At 41.6% G+C, this 19803-nt stretch carries 15 protein-coding genes and 1 pseudogene; 8 read left to right on the forward strand and 8 right to left on the reverse strand.

Annotation, left to right across the window (positions count from 1 at the left end; all coding sequences use genetic code 11):
- Nucleotides 1-126: 126 nt before the first annotated feature.
- Complete coding sequence (locus NPUN_RS25730; RefSeq protein WP_012411378.1) at nt 127-1167, reverse strand: 1-acyl-sn-glycerol-3-phosphate acyltransferase; 1041 nt, start codon at nt 1165-1167, stop codon at nt 127-129.
- A gap of 656 nt (nt 1168-1823) precedes the next feature.
- On the opposite strand from NPUN_RS25730, the gene NPUN_RS25735 reads away from it, so the two are divergent.
- Nucleotides 1824-2078, forward strand: coding sequence for a helix-turn-helix domain-containing protein (locus NPUN_RS25735; protein WP_012411379.1), 255 nt, complete (start codon nt 1824-1826; stop codon nt 2076-2078).
- Between the two features lies 1 nt (nt 2079).
- A complete protein-coding gene (locus tag NPUN_RS25740) occupies nt 2080-5844 on the forward strand; it encodes a PAS domain S-box protein (RefSeq protein ID WP_012411380.1) in 3765 nt (1254 codons plus the stop codon).
- A 60-nt stretch (nt 5845-5904) separates the two neighbouring features.
- On the opposite strand, the pseudogene NPUN_RS25745 reads toward NPUN_RS25740, so the two are convergent.
- The 6 genes and pseudogenes from NPUN_RS25745 to NPUN_RS25770 form a co-directional block, all read right to left on the reverse strand.
- Nucleotides 5905-6129: pseudogene (locus NPUN_RS25745) on the reverse strand (ArsR/SmtB family transcription factor); the annotation flags it as partial.
- A 26-nt stretch (nt 6130-6155) separates the two neighbouring features.
- Entirely contained in the window at nt 6156-7367 is a 1212-nt protein-coding gene (locus NPUN_RS25750) for an aspartate aminotransferase (protein WP_012411382.1), read from the reverse strand.
- Nucleotides 7364-8554 carry an iron-containing alcohol dehydrogenase family protein gene (locus NPUN_RS25755; protein ID WP_012411383.1) on the reverse strand — a complete coding sequence of 397 codons (1191 nt, stop codon included), beginning with the start codon at nt 8552-8554 and terminating at the stop codon, nt 7364-7366. Before NPUN_RS25755 ends, NPUN_RS25750 begins: the two co-directional genes overlap by 4 nt.
- Nucleotides 8555-9158: 604 nt before the next feature.
- The gene (locus NPUN_RS25760; protein WP_012411384.1) at nt 9159-9680 is read right to left on the reverse strand and encodes a Ycf51 family protein; all 522 of its coding nucleotides are present in this window, start codon (nt 9678-9680) and stop codon (nt 9159-9161) included.
- A gap of 744 nt (nt 9681-10424) precedes the next feature.
- Nucleotides 10425-11753: an O-antigen ligase family protein gene (locus NPUN_RS25765; protein ID WP_012411385.1), complete on the reverse strand. Its 1329-nt coding sequence runs from the start codon at nt 11751-11753 to the stop codon at nt 10425-10427.
- Entirely contained in the window at nt 11735-12577 is an 843-nt protein-coding gene (locus NPUN_RS25770) for a YaaW family protein (RefSeq protein ID WP_041565625.1), read from the reverse strand. Before NPUN_RS25770 ends, NPUN_RS25765 begins: the two co-directional genes overlap by 19 nt.
- 128 nt (nt 12578-12705) lie before the next feature.
- Here NPUN_RS25770 and NPUN_RS25775 point away from each other — a divergent pair, with 128 nt between their 5' ends.
- From NPUN_RS25775 to NPUN_RS25800, 5 genes are all read left to right on the forward strand, one after another.
- Nucleotides 12706-13794: an NAD(P)/FAD-dependent oxidoreductase gene (locus NPUN_RS25775; protein WP_012411387.1), complete on the forward strand. Its 1089-nt coding sequence runs from the start codon at nt 12706-12708 to the stop codon at nt 13792-13794.
- 494 nt (nt 13795-14288) lie between these two features.
- Nucleotides 14289-14666, forward strand: coding sequence for a hypothetical protein (locus tag NPUN_RS25785; RefSeq protein WP_012411388.1), 378 nt, complete (start codon nt 14289-14291; stop codon nt 14664-14666).
- Nucleotides 14667-14800: 134 nt separating this feature from the next.
- On the forward strand, nt 14801-15679 hold the full coding sequence (locus tag NPUN_RS25790; RefSeq protein ID WP_012411389.1) for an SIMPL domain-containing protein: 879 nt from the start codon (nt 14801-14803) through the stop codon (nt 15677-15679).
- A 918-nt stretch (nt 15680-16597) separates the two neighbouring features.
- On the forward strand, nt 16598-16996 hold the full coding sequence (locus tag NPUN_RS25795) for a VOC family protein (RefSeq protein ID WP_012411390.1): 399 nt from the start codon (nt 16598-16600) through the stop codon (nt 16994-16996).
- Between the two features lie 469 nt (nt 16997-17465).
- Complete coding sequence (locus NPUN_RS25800; RefSeq protein WP_012411391.1) at nt 17466-18386, forward strand: bestrophin family protein; 921 nt, start codon at nt 17466-17468, stop codon at nt 18384-18386.
- 55 nt (nt 18387-18441) lie between these two features.
- On the opposite strand, the gene NPUN_RS25805 is transcribed toward NPUN_RS25800, so the two are convergent.
- Nucleotides 18442-18633, reverse strand: a complete 192-nt coding sequence (locus NPUN_RS25805; RefSeq protein WP_052304651.1) for a 3-alpha domain-containing protein — start codon at nt 18631-18633, stop codon at nt 18442-18444.
- 75 nt (nt 18634-18708) lie between these two features.
- Here NPUN_RS25805 and NPUN_RS25810 point away from each other — a divergent pair, with 75 nt between their 5' ends.
- Nucleotides 18709-19545, forward strand: a complete 837-nt coding sequence (locus tag NPUN_RS25810) for an alpha/beta fold hydrolase (RefSeq protein ID WP_041565629.1) — start codon at nt 18709-18711, stop codon at nt 19543-19545.
- Nucleotides 19546-19803: the final 258 nt, after the last annotated feature.

Genomic DNA, 19803 nt, shown 5'->3' on the forward strand with positions numbered 1-19803 from the left:
AATTTTTTCTAAAAGATTGACTTAAATCCCCTGATAGTATTAAATTTCTTTCAATAACTGAGAATAAAGCTTTTGTAGTAGTGTTTTATGTAGCGGTGCTTAGGCTAAAACCATAACACACCCTACTTAAGATTTGCTTCCTCGATCAATAGTCTCTGAATTAATTTTAAATTGCAGTTTTTCTCGTAATTGTTGTGCTTGCTGATAAGCTTCTGTCCGCCCTTTGTTTGAATTGTGTAATTCTGCTGGTTCCAAAGGCTGAATATAGTAACGCAAGCGAGTTCTCATTGCCCAAATTCCCATTGAAGGAAACAGAATTAAGGCAAACATCAAAGGCGATACAGGTAAAAATGGTAATTTGACTAGTCGTTGCAATTTCTGGAAATTAACAGCCCAAGGATGTAAAAATTCACTCCCGATGCAAACTACTGGGAGAATGGGAATATGGTAGCGATCGCTCAACTTAACAAAACTCACATCAAACTTTTCTAGTTGATAGCGTCTTTTCCAGCCTTTCAGAGGGCCGCGGATACCTTCGGGTGCATATAAGATAATTTTATTTTGGACCATAGCTGCCTCAAAATCATCTAATTGGGCTCGCACACCACCCAAAACCTGCGACCATTTAGGTGGTAGCCACCAAATAACCCAAGGATGATCGAATAATGCTGGACTTGCTACGGGTTGTACCACCCATCCTCTAGCTTCGCTTAATAAATAACCCAAAGTCAAAAAGTCCCAAGGAAAACTCATCCCTGCGTGATTCATTGCCACAATCAATGGCCCTGTTTGCGGCAAGTTTTCGACTTGTTTTAATTCTCCCCGAAAATAGTATTTGACGATGGGGCCGAGAACTTCTTGGCGAAAAGCTTGTTGATATTTGGGATCAAATTCACCAAGTTCTTTTCGGGGTGAACGGAAACCAAGACGCAACCAGCGAATCAGCATCGCTAGATAAAATCCGCCAGGAATTAAAAATAGTCCATATTCTAGCCAATTCCAACCGTCTGTATCGGTATGATAGTGCTGCCAATGGCGGTTAAATAAAATTAGCCAGCCTGGAGGATACCAAAGACAAAACCAATCAAACCAGCTAAATATATAGCCTTCACCTGGTGCATTTTCCAGTTGAGTATCGAGGAGGTTTTGGGAGTGTTGATTAATCAAAACGGTTAAAGTTCAGGCAAACATTTGATTAAAAGTGCATTATAGCTTTATAGTTTTGCCATTGGTATCTGACTCAGGGTAAGGGCATCTCAAACACTACTGACAAGAAGGTTTAGAGAAATTATCCTGTTGGAATAAGCAAACAGTGATTACGTTGGGAGCATCCCAACTTTTCAAAAATTCACGGAACTAAGGCACAAACCCTTTATAACTGTCTTCCCTTTGCGTTCTTCTCTGCAAGACGTTGTGCTAATGCGGTTCGTTTCTTTATTCTCTTATTGCGCTCAAAAGAATATTTACAATGTAAAAAACTAAGTTGTGTATGAAGCATAGCAATTTAATGTTCGATAAATTTGCAGGAATGCTTAATGCTTGAAAATCATCAACTTGGTTGAAAATTATACTATTTTGGTATCACAAAGCAAGAAAATTTAATATTTATTTTATAGTTAGCTTTTTAGGTCGCACAACCTTACAACAGTGAGTATTCATCAGAACTGTGGCAGAGGAGTTAAATCAGTGAATAACAAGCAATTAAGACTAATAAATGATATTGCTGTTTCGCCAAAAGATGAAATTGATAATAACTAATGATTATTTAAATTCTTCCTCAAGTTGGAGCCAGATGGCAAGACACTTGTCCTAATCTTCCTATTATGGAACTAAAAAAGCCACTAAAAATTTCAGATTTAATCCGTGAACTTCGGCAGCAACTGGATCTTTCTCAGGAAAAATTTGCAGCCAAGTTGGGAGTTTCCCTACGAACAGTCAATCGTTGGGAGAACGGATCTACAGTGCCTTCACAGATGGCACTAAAGCTGATTGAAGAAATGTTACAAAAGATGGGCGAACCAGGCAAAAGACTACTGAACGAGTATCTCCTAAAAGCGGAGCAACAGGAGGACTCCTAAGATGATGCTGAAAGCACCCGAAAAATTTTTGATGATGCGCTCTTGGTTACTAACTTATGGTGTGATGATTCTGGCAGTCATAGCGGCGCTGCTGTTGACGCAACTATTGCTACCAGTTTTTGATCCGAGCGTATTTACATTATTTTATGCTGCTGTAGCAGTCAGCGCCTGGTACGGCGGCATGAGACTTGGAGTATTAGCGATCGCTTTTTCTGTTACAACTGCGCTCTATTTTTTGCTGGAGCCAGTCTACTCGTTCGATTTTCTCAGCCTAAACGTTTTAGTACAATTAACCACATTTTCACTAGTATCCTTCTTAATTACCGCCCTCTCTTCAGAGTTGCGAACTGCCAGACGTAAGGCCGAGACAAGCCTGAAATTGTTGCAAAATAGCGAAATGCGGTTTAGTCGCCTCGCAGAATCCAACATCATTGGAGTCATTGTTACTGATATTAAGAACGGCTCCATCATGGAAGCCAATGATGCTTTTCTGAAAATGGTCGGCTATACGCGAGAAGATTTGTCTGCTAACCAAATAAAGTGGCGTGAAATTACCCCACCTGAGTATCTTCTATTGAGTGAGCGTTCAGTACAGGAAGTAAAAACAACCGGAGTATGTAAACCCTTTGAGAAGGAATATATCTGCAAAGATGGCACAAGAGTGCCCGTTTTGCTCGGTTCTGTCCTTGTGCAAGAAACAGAAGAAACTGTCATTGGCTTTGTTGTTGACTTGAGCGAACGCAAACAAACCGAGCAAATCTTGCGAGAGAAGGAAGAACGTCTGAGGTTAGCTAACGAGCGTTTTCAGTTAGCAGCATCTGCGGTTAACTGTCTCATTTATGACTGGAATGTAGAACAGGATACTGTTGAAAGAACCGATGGGTTAACCCGAATTTTGGGTTATTCTCTCGATATTGCAGAACCAACAGGTAATTGGTGGCGAGAACTTGTGCATCCAGAGGATTTGCAACGTGTAGAAGAAGAGTCGGCCATCGCTTTGGCAAATAGCGATCGCTATACTGCTGAGTATCGCATTCGCAACCAAGATAACCAGTACGTCTATGTACTCGACCAAGGAATAGTGGTGCTACGGGATGCTGATGGAAAAGCAGTACGCATTGTTGGCAGCACTACAGATATTAGCGATGTCTACGACGAGCTCCGCTTACGCAAGCAAGCAGAGAAAGCAGTCCAAGAAAGTGAAGAACGACTCAGGAGTTTTGTCAAAGCAAATATAGTTGGCATTATCTTTGGCGATGTGAATGGTAGTATCACTGAAGCCAACGACGAATTCTTGAGAATTGTGGGCTATAGCCAAGCAGATATTCAGGCAGGCAGACTAAAGTGGAGTGATATTACGCCTCCTGAGTATCAATATTTAGATGAACTGGCTATTGCCGAGGCAACAGTAAAGGGAACCTGTACACCTTATGAGAAGGAATGTATTCGCAAAGATGGTTCTATTGTCCCAGTTGTAGTTGGCTACTCTCTTTTAGGAGAATCTGGGCAGAAATCAGTTGCATTTATTCTTGATATTAGTGACCTCAAGCAAGTTAAAAAAGCGTTGAGTCAGAGTCAAGAGCAATTTCAAGCTTTTATGGACAATATTCCCGCCGCAGCATGGATTACCAATGCAGACGGGCGTGTACTTTACCTCAGTCCAACTTATCTGAGCATATTCGATGTAGCAACCAAAAAAGCGATTAATAAAAACATTTTTGACCTATATCCAGCCCAAATCGCTCAACCCTTCCTTGATAACATTAGAATAGTTGCCCAAACGAATCAGGTTGTTGAAACCATCGAGTCTGCCCCACGCACAGATGGCACTCTAGGGGAATTTTTGGTATATAAATTTCCCATTGCAAATGCAACAGGGCAACGTCTAGTAGGAGGGGTTGCAGTTGACATCACCGAACGCGAACGCATCCTTCGTGAACGCCAGCTTGCAGAACTTGCTTTGCAAGAGCGCAGTGAAAGGCTCAAACTGCTCTCTGAAACCACCAGTGATTTGCTTTCAACCGAGCGTCCGTTGGATTTAATGAACAGCTTGTTTAGTAAACTCTCGGCGCAAATGGATTTGCATTTTTACTTCCACTATCTAATTGAGACGCACGACAATCAGCAGAAACTTCGTTTAGTTGCTTGGAATGGCATTACTGATGAAGTGTTTCAAGCAATTGAATACCTAGAATTTAATCAAGGGATGTGTGGACTAATAGCGCAAGAACGCCGTCAAATTGTCGTCAACAATGTGCTTAACTATACTCATCCAAATGCCCAGATCCTCAAGTCTTTGGAAATCACAGCATACGCCGGTCAACCGTTAATTGCTCAGGGAAAGCTGCTTGGTGTCCTTTCCTTTGCCAGTCGCACCCGTACCCACTTTACCTCTGGGGAGATTGCGCTACTGCAAGCAACCTCCGATCAAATAGCGGTTGCTTTGGAACGCGCCGAGTTAATGACTTCGTTACAGCGACGCAAAGAAGAATTGATCCAAGCGAACCGGATTAAAGATGAATTTTTGGCGGTTCTTTCCCACGAACTTCGCACGCCGCTAAACCCGATTTTGGGATGGTCAAAGTTACTGCAAACTAAAAAGTATGATGAAGCAACCACCACTCGCGCTCTCGAAACAATTGAGCGCAATGCCAAGCTTCAGACTCAACTAATTGAAGATTTACTAGATGTGTCTCGCATTTTACAAGGTAAACTGAGTCTGAATATTGCTCCTGTAAATCTGGAAACTGCGATCGCATCTGCAATAGAAACTGTGCGTCTAGCCGCCCAAGCCAAATCTATCAATTTGCAATTTACGATTTTAGACTTTCCTGCGGAACGCTACGCGAACGATTTTGGATTAGAAAATTCTCATGGAAATTTAGAATCTATCGATTTTAACAACCAATGTGACGGTCTCAAATCCCAAATCCAAGTTGTGCTTCCAGCATCCCAAAGATGCGATGCAAAATTCCTAGTAACTGGTGATTCTGGTCGATTGCAGCAAGTTATCTGGAATTTACTTTCCAATGCGATTAAGTTTACGCCCCAAGGTGGAGAGGTAGAAATTAGTTTACAGTCTGTTGGTTCTCAGGTTCAACTTAGAGTCAGTGATACAGGTAAGGGAATCAGCCCAGATTTTTTACCATTCGTATTTGACTACTTCCGACAAGCTGATGGTGCAACTACCAGAAAATTTGGGGGATTGGGATTAGGATTAGCTATTGTTCGTCACATCGTCGAGCTACATGGAGGCACAGTTAAGGCAGAAAGTTTAGGCGAAGAACAGGGAGCAACTTTTACAGTCATGCTACCAACGATTAAGATTCACCCAGATAGCCACCAGATTCGTATACAACCTGATGATTTACCCAATCTAAATGGGGTGAAAGTTCTGCTTGTGGATGATGAGCGTGATACGCGAGAGTTAATTGCTTTCATTTTGGAGCAATCTGGCGCGGTGGTAAATCAGACAGCATCGGCTGTGGAAGCATTACAAACTATGCCTCAGTTCCAACCAAATTTGCTGTTAAGCGACATTGGAATGCCAGAAATAGACGGCTATATGCTGATGCGTCAAATCAGAGCGATGTCACCAGAACAAGGAGGGACAATTCCAGCGATCGCTCTTACAGCTTATGCTGGTGAGGCTGATTACCAACAGGCAATCGCCGCCGGATTTGGGCAGCATATCACCAAGCCTGTAGAGCCAGCTAAATTAGTTCGAGCGATCGCAAACTTGATTTATAGTCCTAGCAATCTGTAAACTAATTTATAATGACAAATATGCCTCTAAAAGGCTAAATTGGGGCAAATTCAACCTTTAATAAATCCATCGTCCTTCCTGACGGGAGTGAACTAAAGCAGTTTCCTTGAGGGTTTTCAGGTGAAAAGATAGTTTCGACTGATTTACCCCCAAGGCTTTGCACAAATCACATACACATAATTCTTGCTGTCGTAGCAGTTCCAGTACACTAATTATGAGTGGATCGCAAAGAGCATAAAAGCCAGCAGCAATTAAATGAGGAATAGTGGTAGCAGGGGTTTGCATGAATTAAATTTCGAGAAGAAATGCTATCAACCTGAAGCTGAGACTACAGCTTCAGGTTGATAGCGGATGCCAGCTTGCTTGAAACGATGTAAAGCTTCACCCAAGCGATCGCAGTCGGCAATCAAACTGATCCTTACATAACCCTCACCCGCAACCCCAAAGGCATTACCTGGAGTCAGAACAACGCCAGTTTGTTGCAACACGTTCAAGGCAAAATCTGTGGAACCCATACCAACGGGACACTTCACCCAAAGATACATTGTCGCCTTAGTTCTGGGGATATCCCAACCCAACTCTCCTAACCCGTCAATAAGAAAATCACGGCGGGTACGGTAGCGTTGTTGTACTTCGTGCAAATAGACATCTGGCAACTGCAAAGCTGTTTCAGCTGCTTTTTGCAAGGCGGAAAAAATACCGTAATCCAAGTTAGTTTTTAGTGTCCGTAAACCTTGAATTACATGGCGGTTCCCCACCACAAACCCAACCCGCCAACCAGCCATATTATAGGTTTTAGATAAGGTGTGGAATTCTACACCAATATCTTTCGCGCCGGGAATTTCTAGCAAGCTAGTGGGTTGATAACCATCAAAAGCTAACTCGGCGTAACATAAATCATGCACCAGCAAAATTTCATATTTGCGGGCAAAAGCGACGATTTCTTCAAAGAATTCGCGGGGGGCTGTGGCAGCAGTGGGATTACTGGGATAGTTGAAATAGAGAATTTTAGCTTGTCTTGCAACCTCATCAGGAATGGCAGCTAAATCGATTAACCAGTCATTCTCTGGTTTAAGAATCAAACTGTGGATTTTGCCGCCTGCGATCGCCGGGCCGCGAAAATGTGCAGGATAAGCTGGGGAAGGAACCAAAACTAAATCACCAGGGTTAACGTAGGCGATCGCTAAATGGGTTAATCCTTCTTTAGAACCCAGCAATGGCAAAGCTTCGCTATCAGGATCGAGAACCACACCATAACGGCGATGATACCAATTGGTGATGGCACGACGAAAACTAGCAGTGCCTTCAAAGGGCGGATAACCGTGATTGGCGGGATCTTTCAAGGCTGCGATCGCCGCTTCTACAACTGGTGCTGGTGTTGCACCGTCGGGGTTTCCCATACCCAAATCAATTAAATCTAACCCTTGTTCCCGTGCTTTCGCTTTTAGTTCATCTAAACGGGCAAATACATAAGGTGGTAGTTTTTGTATGCGTTCTGCTGGGACAATCCAATTTAAACTCATTCTTCAACCTCGTCACTGATTCCCTTGGGCGAAACTCGATTCATGTCTTTACTATCTATAGGTGCAGTGGTGGAAACCATTGCTGCCATCAACTGTTCTGGCGCGACTTTAAACGGTAGTCGATGGATGTCAGAATTAGGAACTAGAGCAATTTCGGCGGCTGTTTGTAACTCACCTAATGTAATATTGCCCAATCCCAAATCACTTAATTTTTGGGGTAGTCCAATTTCTGTGTAGAACTTTAACAACTGTTGTCGTGCTGATGCTGCTAGTTGATTGCCTTGTAGCATTTCTTCTAAACGCAGTTGCACCAAAATTCCAAAAGCAACCTTTTCGCCATGAATACTGCCATGTCCTGAAATATGAGTTAAACCATTATGCACGGCATGGGCAGCAACTGTGCGACACTGGGCCCCTCCAAGTCCTCCAACTACCCCAGCTAATAAAACACTTGCGTCTACGACTTCTCGCCAAACTTCGCTACCTGGTTCCTTCAAGGCGGCGGCTGACTTTTGCAAGAGGATATCTCGCAAAACTCTTGCTTGTTGCACCGCAGCAATAATTAAAGTGTCTTGCAAATGCCCACTGCTAACAGAGGCTTCATACCACTTAGCGATCGCATCACCAATTCCAGCTACTAAAGTCCGTTGTGGTGCAGTTTGAATCAAGTCATAATCGAGTATCAGTAAATCGGGACAACGAGACAGCCCCACATCGTAGAGAAATGCCCCATTTTCCGAATAAACATTCGACAAGGCACTCCAAGCTGCACAGGTAGCCCCTGATGTCGGAATTGTCACCACTGGCAACTGTAACTGCTGCGCGAGTAATTTTGCTGTATCTAAGGCTTTGCCGCCACCAACACCAATAATCACATCAGCTTTATGTTCTTTTGCCTTCTTCTGTAAAGATTTCAGGCTAGCTTCGCAGCAATCTGCACCATAAGAAGCTTGAACAGGATGTAACTGTTGCGTTTCTAAAACTGGTTGCAAATTCTTTCGGCTGATAGCGAGAGTCGATTCACCTGCCACAATTAAGGGACGACTTCCCAAACAGGCGATCTCTGCTGCGGCTGCTTGCAATACCCCAGAACCACGGATGACTTTTGCCGGGGCAACTGTGAGCGTAAATAATGAGCTAGAGGTTTGAGTAGACAAAGAAGGTTGAGTAGAAAGTTGATTAGACATATAATCTAGTTTGCCAAAACCTTGATATTTCTTAATCTAATAGACTTGCAAGCAAAGATACTTGTTGCCAAATTGCTACAGACTTGCATCTGACTCAACTAGGTTTTAACCGATCTAATCGCTAACTGGTTAAGCCATTTAACGACGTTGCTTGAATCTGTGATGTCCATTAGCCTGAAATTCCGAACTATCAAAGTTTTGAATAACCGTATAATTAATTAACATTACCACTCTCAGATTCTCAAGAAAAGTGATTGAGAACTGAATCGTCTGTCGATGGTCATTTCAGCTATGGATAGATGCGTAAGGGTTTACAGATCGATGTCCGCTCCCACGCCGTTCCTTTTGGCTGCAAAAAATTCTAAAAATGTCAATAGTGGCAATTAGAATAACAACCGACAAATCACAACTGTCAGTATCCATTACCCGCACGCTGATCGATCTTTTTCCACAGTAAAATCACGAAAGTGTGAATATCTTAATCTAATAATAACTATTAATGTATCGGTAAATACAAAATAAATTATGTCATTCTGATAACAAGCATTGGGAATGGGGCATTGGGCATTGGAAAACTCTTCCCCATTCCCCATTCCCCATTCCCTTAAGCGTTAGGTTTTGGCAATTGGGCGAATTTATCTGTGTAAATTTCCACTGTGACTGGGGAATTTTGATGAGAAACGAGCGATCGCTTGGCCTCGCCTAAGTAAACTGGTACAGAAACCCCTGGTTCCGGGTGAATAATGGTGCGGGCACGAACAGTCAACTTGTCGTCTTCCCGTGTACCTGAACGACCATAAGAAAAAAGATTACTAGCTGCTTGACGTAAAGTTGCTTCTAGTTGTGTGGGTGTAATTTGAGGTGATGTAGTAATAACCGCTTGTGTTGAGCCATTGTCATAAACTAAAGTGTACTTCGTTGCTCCTGGAATCACAGCCCGACTCAAAGGGACTATCGACAGTGCAAATAAACCACCTGTCAGCACCAGCATAAAGCCAGTCGTACCCACTAGCCGAAAGCGGATGCCCCATTTGAGAATAAAAGCCAAAACTGTTAAGGCAGCGAATACCAAGGTAGCGATACCTGACCATTGGGTGTACTGAAGAAAGTTAGCTGTTGTGAGCATAAGGTAGGTTATGGATGCGTCTTTTTTTTCGTTACCGACATACCCATTTTACCGAGAGCTTACACCATAGGGGTTGCCGTAATTTGCTTCGGTTAGAGAAAGTTATTTGTATGACGAGTCATTTATCATTAGATCAAGATTTAGGATTTTGAGTATATTTTTTCGTAATTTCATTACTGTAATCTGGTGTGTTACAAACGATCAAAAGTATGAAAGCAAGAATTAAACAAACACTTGTACAAATTAGTTAGCTATTTCTAACACGGCAAAGATAACTACCAATAATTTACACTTCATCACTATTTGGATTTTTATTAAGACATAAAAAACCTCATTAACCTAATTTACATTGGTAGGAATGCAATAGGGTTTGAAAATAAATTAATCACATCTAAATTACTGTTGAGCGCAACCTTGATTAAAAATAAATGTAAAGAATAAGCATTTACCGTTTGGTTTATCTTTCAAGACTCAAAACGATATTTAAAACGGGCTAGTCCTAAAAGAGTATCAATAATTATACATATACAAAAGGGCATCTACAAGAGATGCCCGTCATGCAGGAAAACCCTAAAGGGTTGTCCCTACACCTTCCCAACAATCAGCAACAGTGACTAATTAGGTATTAGTCACACTCACAGACGTGAATATAGTAATCTTATTAACTTCAAAATCTAAATGTCCCCAGTGCATACACTGAAAATAAACAAATAGTATTGTAAGTTGCTGTTTATCATTTCCTAACTAATTTGAACCAGATGTAAACCTGTCTTGTTCGTTATAACGATGTAATACTCCACAAATGGCAGCTAAAACTAACCATGAAATTACATTGAAACGGAAATCGAAGAGGGTTACATCTACTGTATTCAATAGAACCCACCCCACAAAGGCCAGAAGATAACTAAAATATATCAATCTATCTTCTGTTTTTATATATTTTGCCTTGCGTAGTAATTGGATACCTGTAATCAAAATCCAACCAAGTAGGGCACAAAATAAAAAAGTACTAGGAAAACCAGTTTCAGCAGATAACATCAAAAACAAGTTATGGGGATGACCCAAGGGAATCTGCGTCTGCGCTTTGTAGAGTCCACTAAAACTGCGTAATCCCCAACCAGTCCAAGGATGTTCTTTGGCTAAAGACCAGGCAAACTCCCATTGAGTTTTTCGCATTAAAGCGACTGGTCTATCTGGATACATATCGTCATTTAACCTTGCCCAAAAGAAGGCAGGAACGTACTGGCGAAAAAATTGAGCGACTGGCGACGGAGCAAAAGCTGCCAAAAGCACGCTAGAGACGATCGCAGCGACCCCACCCACAAGAATGCGCCAGCCTTGGTAGAGTGCATAAGCTAAACAGGCAAAAATAGCGATCGTCCAGCCATTGCGTGAGTTAGTGAAAATCAAGGTAATGAAGTTTGTAATCACCACAATGGTTAAGAAAATAAAGGGGAGTGAATTCTTCCTAATACCCAATCCTCGATACAATCGCCATTGTTCTAGCCACAACCCTAAGCTAAGGATAAAAACTATTGTTAGATAAGCGGCAAAGGTGTTAGCGTGCAAGAAAAGTGAGGCTATGCGACCTGGCGGATTTCCTCCTGGTGCGATCGTCCAATTCAACACAACCCACAAAATCTCAAATTTCAAACTCCAGCCTAAAAATAACTGTCCCAAACCAAGAATTATCACTGGCATGGAACCGATCGCAAAAACCCAAGCCATTTGGCGCAATTGGACAAATGTTTGAATTAGGGCGCTATGGGCAACAAAAAGTAAAAAGAATGGTAATAAATTAAATAAGCCAAGGAAAGCTGCTGTTTTGTCATCGGCAAATCCAGCACTTACGATTAGCAACAGACTCAAAAGGGCAAATCCCCAGTTGAGGGGGCGGCGATTAATTTTGTGGGATTGTTTCAGCCAAGTTATTAATGAGACAAAACCAATAGTCACAGCCCCCAACAATGGACTCAATGGGAAGATTAACAATGCCCATAGAGAGTAGTTCCAAGCAGATCGCCAGCGAGACTTGAAATAATCAGAAACCTTGTTCAAGCTGGCTCCCAACATTCCTCACGAGTGAGGCGAATTTGAGCTAATGCAAAAATAGTAGGAATGATCCGACCATAGTTAGTGGCGATCGCTCTCCATCCTAAATCTGCAAAAAACCAAGTCCACATCATTGGCCCAATCACGGCAAACATCGTGCGAGCTGCCCCATAACGAGCTGCACTCACCGTCATACCCCGTTGCGCCATTTGCATAGCTACATAGCTTTGAAATTGCGTTGCAGCAGCTTCTGTACCTGTAATCGCCGCTTGTTTTGCTACTTCATAAGTAGCAAAGTGGATGGCAAATTGACGGGCAATTTGCTTAAGTACCATTGGCTGGAGAAGTGAAGTAACCGCGATCGCACCACCGCCTTTGAAAAGCAACCCCAAGGGGTCAGGTTGTAATAAAAGTGGTAGCGGTTCTTTTAGTTCTGATTGCACAAGGTGACGCTGCACTCTGAGAGTCAATTTTTGCTTTTCCTGTTCAGGTAATTTTTTCCATACCTGTCCTAGCAGATGCAAAAATACTTCTGCTTCTAAATCAATAGTTGGCAGCTGATGAGAATAGGGAATTTTTAGATACTTACATACTTGAACTAAGGCTTGTCGGTAAGTTACCTGGCCTGTGCGTCCGCGTAATACCGTCATCCCATCTGCCGCCAAAAAGCGAAAGCGTCCCTCTAGTGCATCTAACCAAGCTTTACGGTCTTGGCTTTGCACTTCGATGGGTTCGGGTGTGTGTACATAGTCTAGGGGATTGAACTTACGACTAAATAAAATTGCCGTTAAATCTTGCAATTCTTCTTCGGTCGCTAACTCTAGCGCCGCCCTCATTTCATCCAATTTCCCTTCCTCCCTTCCGTGCAGCTTTCTGTACCTTATTCTACTATTAGCTATTTTGTCCTTTGTTATTTGTCCTTGGTCATTTGATAAATAATGACTAAGGACAAATAACAAAGGACTATGGACTCATGACAGATATTGCAGTGATTGGTGCCGGAATGGCCGGTTTAGTCTGCGCCCAGCAATTAAGTCAAGCTGGATATTCTGTGATAGTGGTGGACAAGTCCCGTGGTTTGGGAGGAAGATTAGCTACACGCCGCTTGCATGGAACTTGGGCCGATCATGGGGCTTGTTACCTGAAGCCAAAGGGTGAATTATTTAGACGTTTTGTGGAGATATTGCGATCGCGCCATATCCTCGAAGTTTGGACAGAGGAAGTTTACGAACTCACAGCAGGCGCTCCTTTATCTGAACCGAAAAACCGCAGTCCGCGATATGTTGCACCTGGGGGAATGAGTGCGATCGCTAAATCCCTCGCTCCAGGTTTAGAAATATTACTGAATCAGCGTGTCATTGCTATTACCCCAACTCCCGAAAATAGTTGGCGTATCACTGTTGAATCTAGCAACGAAGAATTAACTGCAAAAGCTATAGTCATCGCTATTCCTGCACCCCAAGCGGTGATGCTGTTAGAACCTTTAGGTGAAAGTGTATTAGATACAGCCTTTCTTGATAACTTGCGTTCTGTAGAATTTTATCCTTCCATTAGTGCGATCGCTGGATATCCTCTCACATCCCAACCACTCCCTGAGTGGAAAGCTCTAACTTTTGTAGATGATGCTGATTTAGCATGGATTGGTTTGGACAGTAGCAAGCGTCCTAATCCTCAGCAGCCACATTTTGTAGTCCAAAGTAGCGCTGATTTTGCCCAACGTCATCTAGAATCCCAGGATTTAGAACCTGTTGGAAAGCTAATGTTGCAACGAGCAGCCGAATCTCTGTCCCTTCCTTGGCTGAATACTCCCGAATGGATGCAAGTACATCGTTGGCGTTATGCCTTTCCTAGCCGTCCTTGGCACGAGGCTTTTTTGTCTGCCGAAACTCCCTTACCTTTAGTTTGCTGTGGTGATTGGTGTGGCGGCAATCTTGCAGAAGGTGCGATGCTTTCTGGATTAGCGGCGGCGGATGAAATTAATCATCAGTTGCGTCATCTACCTTTAGACAATGTGAACTTTTTCAACGTTTTTGTCCGATCATTTCATCAGTCGCTAGACTGATTTTGCGCTCTCGTGAGTCGCTATTTGTCTGACTTACTAAAGCAATGTGCAACAGATAAGTTTTTTAGATGAAACAGTACATCTCACAGTAAAAATAAAATGTGATATAAATTACCAACAAAGCTTAACTTCATTAAAAACTTGTTCCTAATTCAAGATTTTTATTGCCGTTAATTTTGATCCCCTAGCCTTGATGCTGCGTTTTATGTAGATTTCTGCCTTTTTGGCAAAAATTTGAAACAATTAGGATTATAAATATAAAATGTCGCTAACCTACCAGCATATTGGATGCTGTTTTAATAAGTCATGCTGTGAATCAGTATAAACTTTAACTAAAATAAGCAAAGCCAAATGTCTGATATTAAACCAAGATAAAAGGCTAGCTACAGGGTTTATTGCATCTATCAGTTGAATTACTTTTAACTGATTTTCATCTAAAAAATTTGTTTTCTCCACCAATCATTGACTGGAATTAAAAAAGGAGTTTAAAAATTATGAAAACGCTAGTTAATTTAACACAGCAATCAGTAGTAGGAGAGATTGAAAGCGTTTTGGATACATATCCATACCATCCATATCAAAAAGCCTTTGCGATTCCTGACTTACGCCAAGAGCTAATTGTTTTCGTCCTCACCCGTCTTCCCTCTTTTGACGGCGCTATGTCTGAGGGACATATTTCCCTAGCGGAGGCTGAACAAGGAAGCTTGGCCTATTACAAATTGCCTCGTAAACCCTTAGAGCAGCAACTCCACCTACAGAATTTGATTCACCAAGGCATTTGTTTAATCGTTCAAGAAAAGTCAGATTGGATTAACGATCGTGTTTGTGAAATAGTTCAGCCAGCTTGTGAAGCCTCTCACTGGTTTGGTTAATAGCTCGCAGTGAATTTTTAATTTTTGAGCTAATCTAACGGTGTTTAGTCGTGGGGTTAGCTCAATATTTTTGTAAGTATCCTACTCTTGAGGTGTAAACTTTGACAATTAGATTCAAAGGACATTCCCAGGACATGAGAAAAATAACTGCTCTAATGTTGGCAAGTATTACTGTAACTGTCGGCGTGGGAGTATTAACACCCAAAGTTACTAATGCCCAATTATTTTATCCACCAGCAAGCGATCGCCATTCATTAATGGTAATCGGTCAAGGGGTAGTGAAAGTGCCAGCAGATACAGCCGATATTGAACTGGTATTCAGTAGCGGAAGTAGCAATGGTGAGTCAGAAACGCAACCATCATCTCTACCGCAAACTCGCCGCATATCCTCACCCTCCGGGTATGCCTCCGGCACGCCAAGGGCGAACGGCAGTCCCTCTTTGTTGGAACAACAAGACTGGGATTACAAAACAGTAGCAGAATCTTCACCAAGCAAAAAATCACTAACTAAAGCAACTCTCCAGCCTGTAGTTAATAGCCTAGTTGCCAAAGGAATTAGTGCTGATAAAATTCAAGTACAAATTAACCCGAATTCCAGCGAAAATAACGCCAAGATATTGGTGAGGTTGGAAAAACCAACACGCGATCGCGTCCAGGAAATTGTTGCTACAGCGAATAAAGCGACAAGCCAACTTGACAATATTTCCGTTAAGAGTGTGGGCGTTGAGTACGCAGTAAATGACTGTCAGGCTTTACAGAGTTCAGTTTATCAATCAGCTATGAAAGATGCTCAAAGCCGCGCTCAGGCTTTAGCAACTGCTATGAGTGTTAAACTTGATGTTCCTTCTGTAGCTGAACCATTTTACACATTATTTTATCCCTCATGTAGTTCTAAAACTGGAGTTCCTTTACCATCATTTGCTAGTTTTTTATTATCACCGAATTATAATCCCGATGCTCCGGCAGAAGTTGAGATGAAAAAAGATATTTTTGTGACATATACAACAAAATAACCATTTATATTCAGTGCGATCGCACCTTGATTTAATCAAGATGATAAGTGCGATCGCTTAACTATTTTGCTTTGCTTGTAAACACTCACTATTATGAGTAAGTTGATGGTATATTAATACTGGAGTCTAGACTAGATAGGTAATTTTAAATTCTAATAATGAAAAAACTCCAGAAATGTTTGTGACAAATCTGGAGTCAGGAAAGATACGCATTTACCTATACCAAATTTTCACCGTGAGAGTATCCTATGTCATCAGGGTATACACTCAAATACAGTAAAGAATGTATGGAGATTAACTGCTTTGTTTACACAAATTTTCTGTTTAAATAGGGCTTACGCACGAGTTACGGAATAAGGAACCGCAGAGGCGCAGAGAAGCCAGTGCGTTGGGGAGACAGCGCCGTGGGCGGGTTTCCCGACTTGAGGCGACTGTCGTCGGGTTCCCCGACTTGTAGCAACTGGCGCGACACAGAGAAATGAGAGTTTGAAAGATGAAATTTTGCGTAAGTCCTATTGAAGTAACGCAAAACAGCCCCAGTAAATCTGAGGCTGCTTTGCGAGAGTTGTTTGGTAGGAGGGGGTACATCAACAGAGTGATGCCCTATGTTAAATATAAATAATTCAGTATGCATCCCTATTCAGCCGTGTTTTGGCTTATCAGGATGATTTGAAAAATTGCGTAGGTGCAGCCCGCACTTCTCTACGTTCGCGCAGCGTGTCGCAGACAGACGCTCCGCGTAGCTTGCTTCCCCGGAGGGTTACAACTTGGCTCAGTGACCATCGTAGACATGGCTTTTTCAAAAAGAAACTCCAGATGCACTTAAGGCATTCTGGAGTAGTAACAGGTTTCTAACATCAATTAATTTTTACATCTGCGATCGCCTGATGTCGTTGGGGTATATACTCAAATGTATTTATGTCTACTCATCCGCAAATAGAACAGCAAATTACCTTCTTTTACACCCATAATCTCAATGCCTCTACAGAATTCTACGAGCAAATGCTGGGATTAGAGTTATGGCTTGACCAAGGAACCTGTCGAATTTATACTGTTAGTGGTTCTGGATACTTGGGATTTTGTCAAGCAAGCGAAACATCGACTCCTCCAGCCGACAAGCAATCAAGTGTCATTTTTACTCTAGTAACGCCGCAGGTGGATGAGTGGTTTGAATATCTCAAAGAACGTGGTGTCAAATTTGAAAAGCCACCTACACTAAATGAAAAGTACAATATTTACCACTGTTTTTTACGCGATCCCAGTGGTTATTTAATTGAAATTCAACGTTTTGAGACTAACCACAAAAAAAAGACATAACTAAATTAGTTATGTCTAAACATTCAATTTACAGGGCAGGATTTGTACAGATTAGAACTTTTGGTTTACTGGGGTACATAACACCGACTAATGCAGTATGACCATTATCGATAGCCATCTACCTTTTCTTCTATCGACTTATCTGAGTGAAGCGCGGAATTTATACAGCCACCGATAAATATTTACATTTCTTTACAAATAGCCACAAGCACTGTTGATTTTTATATAATGGTCGCTTAATCGCTGACAAAAAACTATTTGCATTAGTCCTAATAATTGGTATTTAACTGGACTCAATATTGTATAACAGAAGCTAAAATACAATCATTATCGCAAATGTATCATGTTTTTTAGCAAGATTAGTTTTTAAATTATCTTGTTTGCCAATTTTGCTATTTATATAGTTATTATTTTTAAAGTATCGATATTTAATATATCGATTCGCTAAATATTCTCTTGGGGTGACTGCATGACAACCAAAAAAATTACATGGCTACGTACAACATTGCAATTTAAAGGTTCGGTCATGAAAGCAATCTACAAACATATTTTATTCTGCGGAGCTTTCGGATTTTTGATTTCTCTTCTTTACCATTTTGAACTGCCTGTATCCCAACCGATTTTAGGAAGTGTTATTCCTAGTATTGTTTTAGGATTATTACTGGTATTTCGTACCAATACTGCTTATGAGCGATTTTGGGAAGGGAGAAAATGTTGGGGTTCTCTAGTAAATAATATCCGAAATCTGGCCCGGCAAATTTGGGTATCTATTGAAGAAATAGCTCCAGAAGATAAAAACAATAAAATTACAGCATTAAATTTATTGGTAGCTTTTGCTGTGACAACTAAATTACATTTACGAGGAGAAGAAGTCAATAGCGAGTTAGAAGATTTAATGCCGTCTAGTAAATATATCAAATTGAAGATTATGAATAATCCTCCTATAGAGGTTGCCTTTTGGATAGGAGATTATTTACAAGAGCAATATCATCGCAAATGTCTTAACAGCTACCAGCTAACATCTATGCAAGAATTATTAAACAATCTTGTAGATAATTTAGGTGCTTGTGAACGGATTTTAAAAACACCTATGCCATTAGCCTATGCCATTCATCTGAAGCAATTATTGTTACTATATTGTTTACTACTACCCTTTCAAATAGTGGCAACTCTGGGTTGGTGGACAGGTTTAATTTCAGCTTTAGTTGGTTTTACAGTATTTGGTATTGAAGCAATCGGCTTGGAGATAGAAAACCCCTTTGGTTATGATCCTAACGACTTACCTCTAGATGCGATTTGCGCCACAATGAAACGCAATATAGACGATTTAACTACTCTGACTCCAAATGCGCGATCGCACCCAGGTAATTTGACTTATGAAAAAAGTTGAGACTGTTTATAAAACAATTAGAACGTTTTCTAAGGAATTTTAACATTCATGGAATTCATTTATTAAGCTTTTTGATTTGCTGCTGAAAATAGTCTCGCCAATCTATGGGTAAAGCCTCAACTTTTACGGCGCGGTGTAACAGTTCTAGGTCGTCTGTTTGGCGTGCATACAATCGGATAATATCGGCAATAGTGACATTATTTGAGTCTCGCCCAGTCGTATGGTGTAGCGCATCGCATAGACTCATTCTTCCCTGCCCTCCAGCTTGTTTCGCAGTACTATATAAACGCGAAACTATCTCTTCATTGGTGGATGTGCAATGATGCCTGTACGTCAAACTTTATCAAAGCCTGATATCCAACTTTCTTACTTAGAGTGGAACCAAGGTCAAGAACCCTTACTGCTTTTACATGGTTTAGGCGACCATGCTTTAGTGTGGTCTAGCTTAGGAGATTACCTAGCGGCAGACTACCACATCGTCGCACCAGATATGCGCGGACATGGCGAAAGTACTAAGCCTGAGAGAGATTATACTTTTGAAAGTGCGATCGCAGACCTTGAAGCACTCATGGATCATTTAGGATGGACATCTGCCCAGATTGTAAGTCATTCGTGGACAGGTAAATTAGCCGCTATTTGGGCAAGACAAAACCGAAAGCGTTTGCGGAGTATAATTCTCGTCGATCCCATTTTCATCTGGAAAATGCCCAGCCTTCTCAGACTAACTTTTCCGATGTTGTATCGCTTCTTACCTTTTCTCAAAAGTATGGGCCCCTTTACCAGTCATGAAGAAGCCGAACAACAAGCACGGCAGTTAAAGCAATATCAAGGATGGAGTTCCTTGCAGGAGCAAGTTTTTCAAGCAGGAATAGAACAAAAACCCGATGGTAGTTGGGGTAGCAAATTTACCATCGCCGCCCGCGACGAGATTTTTGAAGCAGTTATGCAAGTGCCTGGTTTTACAATCCCCCTTGATATCCAAGCCCTCTTTATTCAACCAGAACAAGGTCTAAATCGCCAAGATTGGCAAATCCAGCCCTACAAAACCTATCTCAAAAAACTACGCATCTGCCAAGTTCCTGGCAATCACTGGCCGTTTTTGACACAACCAGAGACATTTAACCAAACTGTTGCAGCTTTTTTGGCAGAACACAGATAGAAAATCTCATGATTATTAGACGGGATTATCATCCGGCAACAGAAGAATGAATAGGAAGGATGTCTAGCGATAAGCGGCTATGCATCTGCACTCCCCTTAAATCAGTTATTAGTTATCAGTCATCAGCGTTTAGTGATTATTGATAACTAATTAGGACTTACACCAAACTACAATGCTGTAGGGATAATATCCTGCGGGTAATCCGTTGGAAAACTCGTAGATTAGCCGCTTTGCGTCTACATGAATTGCCCCTAGCTG

The sequence above is a fragment of the Nostoc punctiforme PCC 73102 genome (assembly GCF_000020025.1).
GTDB lineage: Bacteria > Cyanobacteriota > Cyanobacteriia > Cyanobacteriales > Nostocaceae > Nostoc > Nostoc punctiforme.

Bases quoted from the DNA above. Each gene is read 5' to 3' on its own strand.
- NPUN_RS25785 (WP_012411388.1), top strand. From the start codon at position 14,289: ATGAAAACGCTAGTTAATTTAACACAGCAATCAGTAGTAGGAGAGATT.
- NPUN_RS25805 (WP_052304651.1), bottom strand. From the start codon at position 18,633: ATGAGTCTATGCGATGCGCTACACCATACGACTGGGCGAGACTCAAAT.
- NPUN_RS25735 (WP_012411379.1), top strand. From the start codon at position 1,824: ATGGAACTAAAAAAGCCACTAAAAATTTCAGATTTAATCCGTGAACTT.
- NPUN_RS25795 (WP_012411390.1), top strand. From the start codon at position 16,598: ATGTCTACTCATCCGCAAATAGAACAGCAAATTACCTTCTTTTACACC.
- NPUN_RS25755 (WP_012411383.1), bottom strand. From the start codon at position 8,554: ATGTCTAATCAACTTTCTACTCAACCTTCTTTGTCTACTCAAACCTCT.
- NPUN_RS25800 (WP_012411391.1), top strand. From the start codon at position 17,466: ATGACAACCAAAAAAATTACATGGCTACGTACAACATTGCAATTTAAA.
- NPUN_RS25790 (WP_012411389.1), top strand. From the start codon at position 14,801: ATGAGAAAAATAACTGCTCTAATGTTGGCAAGTATTACTGTAACTGTC.
- NPUN_RS25750 (WP_012411382.1), bottom strand. From the start codon at position 7,367: ATGAGTTTAAATTGGATTGTCCCAGCAGAACGCATACAAAAACTACCA.
- NPUN_RS25740 (WP_012411380.1), top strand. From the start codon at position 2,080: ATGATGCTGAAAGCACCCGAAAAATTTTTGATGATGCGCTCTTGGTTA.
- NPUN_RS25775 (WP_012411387.1), top strand. From the start codon at position 12,706: ATGACAGATATTGCAGTGATTGGTGCCGGAATGGCCGGTTTAGTCTGC.
- NPUN_RS25810 (WP_041565629.1), top strand. From the start codon at position 18,709: ATGCCTGTACGTCAAACTTTATCAAAGCCTGATATCCAACTTTCTTAC.
- NPUN_RS25760 (WP_012411384.1), bottom strand. From the start codon at position 9,680: ATGCTCACAACAGCTAACTTTCTTCAGTACACCCAATGGTCAGGTATC.
- NPUN_RS25765 (WP_012411385.1), bottom strand. From the start codon at position 11,753: ATGTTGGGAGCCAGCTTGAACAAGGTTTCTGATTATTTCAAGTCTCGC.